Raw genomic sequence first — 294 nt, 5'->3', positions numbered from 1 at the left:
GGGCTGCGTTTCATCCCGCTCTAAAATCCGCCCGAATTGCCGGGCACGGCGTCCCGACGATCGGCGGGGCGCCTGTTTTCAATCCGATCGCCACTCGCCGATCGAGTTCCTCGATCGCGAGCAAAACGCGATCGGATGGGTCATGGTCGATGAAGTGAAGATCCCTGCCGACAACCACAACAAAGGGTTGGGCGGTTACCAATATATGCGCCGGATCGTGCTTGCCGTGCTGGTCGTGGTGCTGTTTGCGGCACTTCTGTTTGGGCAGTCGACCTTCCCGCCGGACACGCCGGT

General features: G+C 60.9%; 1 pseudogene. It reads left to right on the top strand.

Annotation, left to right across the window (positions count from 1 at the left end):
* Positions 1-142: 142 nt before the first annotated feature.
* Positions 143-294: pseudogene (locus tag EN852_RS43005) on the top strand (isoprenylcysteine carboxylmethyltransferase family protein); the annotation flags it as partial.

This window comes from Mesorhizobium sp. M2E.F.Ca.ET.209.01.1.1 (genome assembly GCF_004010375.2).
GTDB lineage: Bacteria > Pseudomonadota > Alphaproteobacteria > Rhizobiales > Rhizobiaceae > Mesorhizobium.
The sequence above is the reverse complement of the archived record's forward strand: the minus strand, read 5'-3'. Positions and strand labels throughout refer to the sequence as shown.